The following is a 6,733-nucleotide window of genomic DNA, read 5'->3' as shown; positions in this document are numbered from 1 at the left end:
GCGCGTCGGGTGTTCTGATCGTTCACGAAACCGGTCCTGCCGGTTATCCATGGCAAGTACTAGAGCATGGCGCCGGTACAGCTAAATTGCAATTGCAAAATAACGATAACGGTCATTCGTCGTGCGCCATGCAAGGTTGGGTAACGTATGATGCCGCAAAAAAATTATTCGATCTTGCCGGCAAATCCAAAGATTATGAGACATTGCGGCAATCGGCCTGCCAACGCGGATTTAAAGGTTATTCTCTCGGATTAAAATATTCGGTCACCATACACAATTCCATCCGTACGGCGAATTCAAAAAATGTTATAGCCGTATTGCCCGGAACCAATCGTAAAGATGAATATGTTTTTTATACAGCGCACTGGGATCATTTTGGCGTCGGGCCTGCCGTCAATGGTGATTCGATCTATAATGGCGCCGTCGATAATGGCAGCGGTACGGCCGGATTGATTGAAATAGCCCGTGCTTTTACAAAATTGAATGTCAAGCCATCGCGTTCAATTGTGCTGCTGGCTGTGACGGCGGAGGAACAAGGCTTGCTCGGATCGGCGTATTATTCGCAGAATCCGATTTATCCGCTCAATAAGACTGTAGCCGCTATTAACATGGATGCGCTGAACGTGGTCGGGAAAATGAAAGACGTTGCTGTGATCGGCTATGGCCAATCGGATCTTGACGATTACATTACCACGGCGGCTAAAGATCAAGGCCGTTATATTATTCCCGATCAGACGCCGGAAAAAGGATCGTTCTTCCGGTCGGACCATTTTAATTTTGCCAAAGTCGGCGTACCGGCGCTTTACGCCAAAGGCCGGTTTGATCATCTGGAAAAGGGAAAAGAATTTGCCTCTGAAAAATCGAAAGAATATGAAAGCCAGCGCTATCATCAGCCGTCCGATCAATACGATCCGGCAACGTGGGATCTTTCCGGTATGGTCGACGATCTGCGCCTGCTTTTCAAAGTCGGTTATCGTCTGAGCAATGAATCGACATTTCCGAAATGGAAAAACGGATCGGAGTTCAAAGCGAAACGCGATCAGGATATGGGTAAGTAAAATCAAATTGAATCCATCTCGAGCCCTGAGTGTAGTCGAAGGATCGAGAAGCCATCGTTCTGATTATTGTTCTTAATCTGTTCTCTTCGGCTTCGTTCAGAGAACATAATTAACATTTCACGTATTTTTTACAACGGCTCGGCGAATAGTTTTTGTTTTCGCTGGAGCCGTTGTTTATTATTAATATTTATGATAAAAAATTTCAGACGCCGTTTTTATTTTGTTCTGTCAGGTTTTTGGTTGCTCATGGCTGTAATCAATACCGGACAATACGTTTTATCCAACGTATTAAAAAATCAAAACGTCGATTGGGGAGGATTATTGCTTTGGTCGGCCGGCTGGCTGGTATGGGCGATTGTAACGCCGTTGGTGATGAATTGGGCCAGACGCTATCCGATCGAGCGTGATAAAATGGCCCTGCGCCTGATGGTGCATTTTGCCGCAGGACTGGTCGCTGCGTTGGTAGTGTTTGTAGCCGAAGTGTCCGTCAGTTATGTCGTACGAACGTGGTCGAGCGAATCCTCGCCGCCGTTGATTTCTTTTCTTGGAATTTTTACGTACAAGTTTCATGTCAATCTTTTGATCTATTGGGTCATTGTCGGTATTACGCATGCGTACGATTATTATATTCAGAAAGCGGACCTCGAAAATGCGCTAGCTAGAGCGCAATGGTTGGCGCTCCGTATGCAGTTGCAGCCGCATTTTTTGTTTAATACCCATCACGCAATTTCCGCACTCGTATTGAAAAAAGAAAATGATGCAGCGATTCAAATGCTGACACGGCTGAGCGATTTACTTCGGTTGACTCTTGAATCGCCTCAAACCAATGAAATTCCACTGAAAAAAGAATTGGAATTCATCAATCTTTACCTCGACATTCAAAGTATTCGTTTTGCCAATCGCCTTCGCATAACGCGCGACATCGACTCAGCGTCGCTGGATGCGCTCGTGCCCAATTGGATTTTGCAACCGCTGGTCGAAAATGCGCTGGAACATGCGTTGGCCGCAACTTCCGATTCCGGTGAATTGGTCATTCAATCGCGATGCTCCGGTGAAAATTTGATTGTTGTTATTATCGACGATGGCCCGGGATTGCCTGATATGATTAATGAAGGCATTGGCCTGACGAATACGCGTAAACGTTTGCGGCAACTTTACGGTGATCGTGCGCGTCTAATTCTCCAAAACCGCCCGCGTGGCGTTTCAGCAACCATTCAATTACCTTTACATTATGAAACTTCGAACGATCCTATCGGATGATGAGCCGCTGGCTCTGGACGTACTTCGGTTGCTTCTGCAGGCTGAACCCGATGTCGACATTGTTGCCGAATGTTCCAACGGTTTTGAAACAGTCACGGCTATCCTTGAAAAAAAACCGGATGTTTTGTTCCTCGATATTCGTATGCCCGATCTTGACGGATTTGGAGTCATTCAAACGGTGGGCGTATCGCGTATGCCGGTTACTGTATTTGTTACTGCGTTCGACCAATATGCGCTGCGTGCATTCGAAGCGCATGCGCTCGATTATTTGTTAAAGCCTTTCGATCCGTCGCGTTTTCGTGACACGCTCGAGCGTGTACGAAAGCAGGTTAGGCAACAATCATCTGTGATCGAACAAAAACTCGAATCGCTGTTGCAAACAACGGATAAACATCCGGCTGCTTTGGAACGTCTTGTGATCAAAGAATCCGGACGGATTTATTTTGTCAAAACCGATGAGATCGACTGGGTCGAGGCCTCAGGCAGCTACGTTACGTTGCATTGCGGCCGACAGAAACATCTTTTGCATCAGACGCTTACAAGACTGGAAGAACAGCTCGATACATCCAAATTTGTACGTATTCACCGTTCTACGATTGTCAATATTGAGCGAATCAAAGAATTGAAACCGCATTTTAACGGTGAATATTTCATTTTTCTCTCGAATGGAGCCCGACTCAAACTCAGTCGCAGTTATAAGGATCGGGCGAAACGCATTTTCGGTGAACTCTGATCGTCCCTATTATATCACATCTTGCCTATTTTATTGAACGCTTCGCATAAAACGCGATGACATTGGTCTGTAATCACGTTAATTTGACGAAAAAAAGGAGCGTGGTTATGAAAGTATCGCGTCAGAAATTTCTTAAAATGTCCATGATTTCGGCCGCAGGTTTGATTGTGCCTGATTTTTCCGTGTTTCAAAAAAAGGACAAAGGCCCCCAAATCAAACCGGAATTAGTAAAAGAATTTGTTACGGTCGGTCATGGTAATTTTGATAAAACCAAGGAAATGCTGAACGATTTGCCGGCTTTATTGAACGCGACATGGGATTGGGGAAGCGGTGATTACGAAACTGCATTAGGCGGCGCTTCGCACGTAGGCAGCCGCGATATTGCCGAATACCTGATCAAGGCCGGCGCCCGGTATGATATCTTTTCCGCCGTAATGTTGGGTAAGCTGGAGTTGGTCAAAACCATGTTGACCATATTTCCGGAGACGATCAACGCCAAAGGTCCGCATGGTCTTTCGCTGATTCATCACGCCAAAAAAGGCGGGGACGAAGCGTTACCGGTTTTGGAATATCTTCAATCATTAGGCGCTTCTTAAGCGCCTTTTGTTTTATCTGCCAGTTACCCCTTCCTATTTTTTCTGCTGACACAACGTTGTCACTTCCAGCCGTTATATTGATGACTAAAAAGTCATGAATCCCGATCCATTGATTAAACTGATTGGTCCTGTGACAGCCGGAAGGTTGCACACAATTGGCGTACATACCCGTGAGGATATCGAGTCTCTCGGTTCGGTAGAGATCTATCTGCGTTTGAAAGAGCGCTTTGGCAACAATGTTACACTCAACGCATTGTATGGGATCGAAGCAATTATCCGGAATATCAACTGGCTTGAGCTTTCACAGGAAGTGAAAGCCAAATTGAAAAAAGAAGTTCAGCGGTCGTTACGTTCCTGACATAAGGATGTCACTTCCATTGATTATCTTATATAGAACATAATGTATAACCAACTAGGGAGTCTTCATGAAACGTTTTTTGAGTTTGTTGTTTTTTATTGGAATGATAAGCTGCCGTCCGACGGAAACCATCAGTGAAGAAGTCATTGAAGTGGCCGTCACACGCGTAAAAACTGAAAATGTCGGTCAAATGCCTGAATTGATGAAGGAAATTCGTGAACAACTTCGGCGATATGACGGATTTATTTCAATGCAATCGTTGCGCACCGACGATACCTCAAGGGTGTTTGTTGATATCCTCAGATGGAGATCGAAAGAACACGCACAAAAGGCCTTTGATGATTTCCACAAAACAGATTCGTGTACACGATTGATGAATGCAATCGAAAGCGATATTTATTTCGGACATTTGAAGAATTATTAAAATGCAAAAAGGAGAAAGCATGAAAAAGAACGCTGTAAACTGGTTTGAAATTTATGTTGAAGATTTCGAACACGCGAAAAAATTCTACGAAACGATTTTAGGTACGTCAATAGTAGAAACCGAAGATGTCGGCGGAATGAAAATTGGAATTTTTCCTTTCGATAAAGATAACGGCGGAGTTGGAGGGTCGATTGTTTGTTCCCCGAATATGAAAGCTTCGTCCAATGGAACGGTTGCCTATTTAAACGCCGAAGGCGACCTGGATGGTTTTATCGCTCGTGCAGAAAAGGCGGGCGGAAAAATAGTCATGCCTCGTATGGCCATCCCGCCTAACGGATTTATTGCACTGATCTCAGACCCGGAAGGCAATACCGTCGGTTTGCATTCGTACAAATAACTATCGTAATCACTCGAACCCGGGAGGGTTTTGAATTTAAAAAATGCCATCATGCCGGATCAATTAAAAAACATATACAACCGTACCTATATAAATAAGCTCGCTGAGTGTATTAAAAAAATTTATCCGGCATTCGACCGTAAGTTATTCATTCAAAATATTTTTGATGACGCATGGAGTGAGCTCGAATTGAAATCGCGATTGCGGCATATAACGCTGGCACTGCAGTGTCATTTACCTGAAAATTACCAGCGAGCGCTGGCGATCCTTAAAAAAATTGCGCCTCAGTTTAATGGATTTCATGCCATGTTCTTTCCGGATTATGTGGAGGTGGCTGGTCTGGACGATCCGGAAACATCGGTTCCTGCACTTGAATATTTCACTCAATTTTCAAGTTCGGAATTTGCGATAAGGCCATTTATTCTTCGTTATGGCGATCGTATTATGCGTACGATGGAAACATGGGCGCACCATGAAAACCACCATGTACGACGATTAGCCAGTGAAGGGTGCCGTCCACGGCTTCCGTGGGCAATGGCGTTGCCGGAATTCAAAAAAAATCCCATACCGATTTTGCCGGTAATCGAACAGCTAAAAGCCGATCCGTCGGAATATGTGCGCCGAAGCGTGGCGAATAACCTGAACGATATCGCCAAAGATCATCCTGCACTGGTTTTAGAAGTAGCCAAAAAATGGTATGGCAAAAAACCTGAAACCGATTGGATCGTCAGGCATGCTTGCCGAACTTTGCTGAAACGCAGTGACGAAAGCACGTTGAAGTTTTTCGGATTTGACTCTACCAACGGGGTGAGCTTAAGTTCTTTTCAATGGAAACCGAAATCACTGCGAATCGGTAAATATGGTATTTTTTCATTTCAATTGTTGACAAAAAAATCTGTTAAACTGCGTGTGGAGTACACAATCAGTTTTATGAAATCCCGCGGCAAGCATACTAAAAAAGTTTTCATGATTGCTGAACGTGAATTTTCAGGCAATTCCGTTACGACCTTTCATAAAAAACATTCCTTCCGCGATCTTACCACCCGAAAGCATTATCCTGGTATGCACACCATTACGATTTTGGTCAATGGTCAAAAATTTAGTGAGAAAGCTTTTATGCTTCGTAGATGAGTCTACAGCCAGTTGAACATGAACGATTGCTGATATATGCGATTCGAGGCATCACCCCAATTTTTTGAAGTCTTACCTCATTATTTGTAAATATTTATCTTCGTATTCCTCATCCCAAAACCTCAAAAAGTTCTTGATACATAATGATTTATCTCCTATATTCTTTCTTAAAGCGTCAAAAATGTAATTTTGTCAGTGACAAATTATGACTACGTTAAAATCGTCGCAAGGTAAACTTATTGTCTTCAGTGCTCCTTCGGGAGCCGGTAAAACGGCGCTTAAAAATGAATTGATTAAAAAAGATCCGACGACCGTTTTTTCCGTATCCGCTACGACGCGTAAGCAACGGGATGGTGAGCGCGACGGCAAAGATTATTATTTTATTACTGAAGAAGAATTTAAAGCCCATATTGATGCAAACGATTTTATCGAATACAATCACCATTTCGGCAATTTTTACGGGACGCTACGAATGGCGGTCGAACCCGATCTGCGTATGGGTTGTAACGTTATTCTTGATCTCGATGTGAACGGCGCTTTGAGTGTTAAAAAACAATATCCCGATCAATCGGTTTTGATTTTTATCAAACCGCCATCGATGGACGAATTGAAAAAACGTCTTATGGCTCGTGGCACGGAAACGGAAGAAAGTATGAAAATTCGTCTTGCACGTGTGGAAGAAGAAATGCAAAAAGCAGGCGATTTCGATCATACGATTATCAATGATACTATCGAACGTGCAGCGAACGAAATATTGGAGATTATTCGAAAATAAT

9 protein-coding genes are annotated in these 6,733 nt (G+C 43.8%); all 9 read left to right on the top strand.

Going from position 1 to position 6,733, the window contains the following annotated elements; translation table 11 throughout:
- Positions 1-1,058, top strand: a 1,058-nt coding sequence (locus K1X84_10865) for a M20/M25/M40 family metallo-hydrolase (GenBank protein ID MBX7152134.1), incomplete at its 5' end; no start/stop codon positions are given.
- Positions 1,059-1,304: 246 nt separating this feature from the next.
- Positions 1,305-2,318, top strand: coding sequence for a histidine kinase (locus K1X84_10860; GenBank protein ID MBX7152133.1), 1,014 nt, complete (start codon positions 1,305-1,307; stop codon positions 2,316-2,318).
- Complete coding sequence (locus K1X84_10855; GenBank protein MBX7152132.1) at positions 2,290-3,051, top strand: LytTR family transcriptional regulator DNA-binding domain-containing protein; 762 nt, start codon at positions 2,290-2,292, stop codon at positions 3,049-3,051. The genes K1X84_10860 and K1X84_10855 overlap by 29 nt, the downstream gene beginning before the upstream one ends.
- A 182-nt stretch (positions 3,052-3,233) precedes the next feature.
- Positions 3,234-3,647 carry an ankyrin repeat domain-containing protein gene (locus K1X84_10850; GenBank protein ID MBX7152131.1) on the top strand — a complete coding sequence of 138 codons (414 nt, stop codon included), beginning with the start codon at positions 3,234-3,236 and terminating at the stop codon, positions 3,645-3,647.
- A gap of 94 nt (positions 3,648-3,741) precedes the next feature.
- Positions 3,742-4,005, top strand: coding sequence for a TfoX/Sxy family protein (locus K1X84_10845; GenBank protein ID MBX7152130.1), 264 nt, complete (start codon positions 3,742-3,744; stop codon positions 4,003-4,005).
- A gap of 67 nt (positions 4,006-4,072) precedes the next feature.
- Positions 4,073-4,429, top strand: coding sequence for an antibiotic biosynthesis monooxygenase (locus tag K1X84_10840; GenBank protein ID MBX7152129.1), 357 nt, complete (start codon positions 4,073-4,075; stop codon positions 4,427-4,429).
- A gap of 19 nt (positions 4,430-4,448) precedes the next feature.
- Positions 4,449-4,826, top strand: a complete 378-nt coding sequence (locus K1X84_10835; GenBank protein MBX7152128.1) for a VOC family protein — start codon at positions 4,449-4,451, stop codon at positions 4,824-4,826.
- 51 nt (positions 4,827-4,877) lie between these two features.
- On the top strand, positions 4,878-5,957 hold the full coding sequence (locus K1X84_10830) for a DNA alkylation repair protein (protein ID MBX7152127.1): 1,080 nt from the start codon (positions 4,878-4,880) through the stop codon (positions 5,955-5,957).
- 205 nt (positions 5,958-6,162) lie between these two features.
- The gene (gene gmk, locus K1X84_10825) at positions 6,163-6,732 is read left to right on the top strand and encodes a guanylate kinase (protein MBX7152126.1); all 570 of its coding nucleotides are present in this window, start codon (positions 6,163-6,165) and stop codon (positions 6,730-6,732) included.
- Position 6,733: the final 1 nt, after the last annotated feature.

It is taken from the genome of bacterium (assembly GCA_019695335.1).
In the GTDB taxonomy this organism is placed as follows: Bacteria; CLD3; CLD3; order SB21; family SB21; genus JABWBZ01.
This window is presented reverse-complemented; position numbering and strand designations above follow the sequence as displayed.

Coding starts and splice junctions, on each gene's coding strand:
- K1X84_10860 (MBX7152133.1), top strand. CDS start 1,305: ATGGCTGTAATCAATACCGGACAATACGTTTTATCCAACGTATTAAAA.
- K1X84_10855 (MBX7152132.1), top strand. CDS start 2,290: ATGAAACTTCGAACGATCCTATCGGATGATGAGCCGCTGGCTCTGGAC.
- K1X84_10845 (MBX7152130.1), top strand. CDS start 3,742: ATGAATCCCGATCCATTGATTAAACTGATTGGTCCTGTGACAGCCGGA.
- K1X84_10840 (MBX7152129.1), top strand. CDS start 4,073: ATGAAACGTTTTTTGAGTTTGTTGTTTTTTATTGGAATGATAAGCTGC.
- K1X84_10835 (MBX7152128.1), top strand. CDS start 4,449: ATGAAAAAGAACGCTGTAAACTGGTTTGAAATTTATGTTGAAGATTTC.
- K1X84_10830 (MBX7152127.1), top strand. CDS start 4,878: ATGCCGGATCAATTAAAAAACATATACAACCGTACCTATATAAATAAG.
- gmk (MBX7152126.1), top strand. CDS start 6,163: ATGACTACGTTAAAATCGTCGCAAGGTAAACTTATTGTCTTCAGTGCT.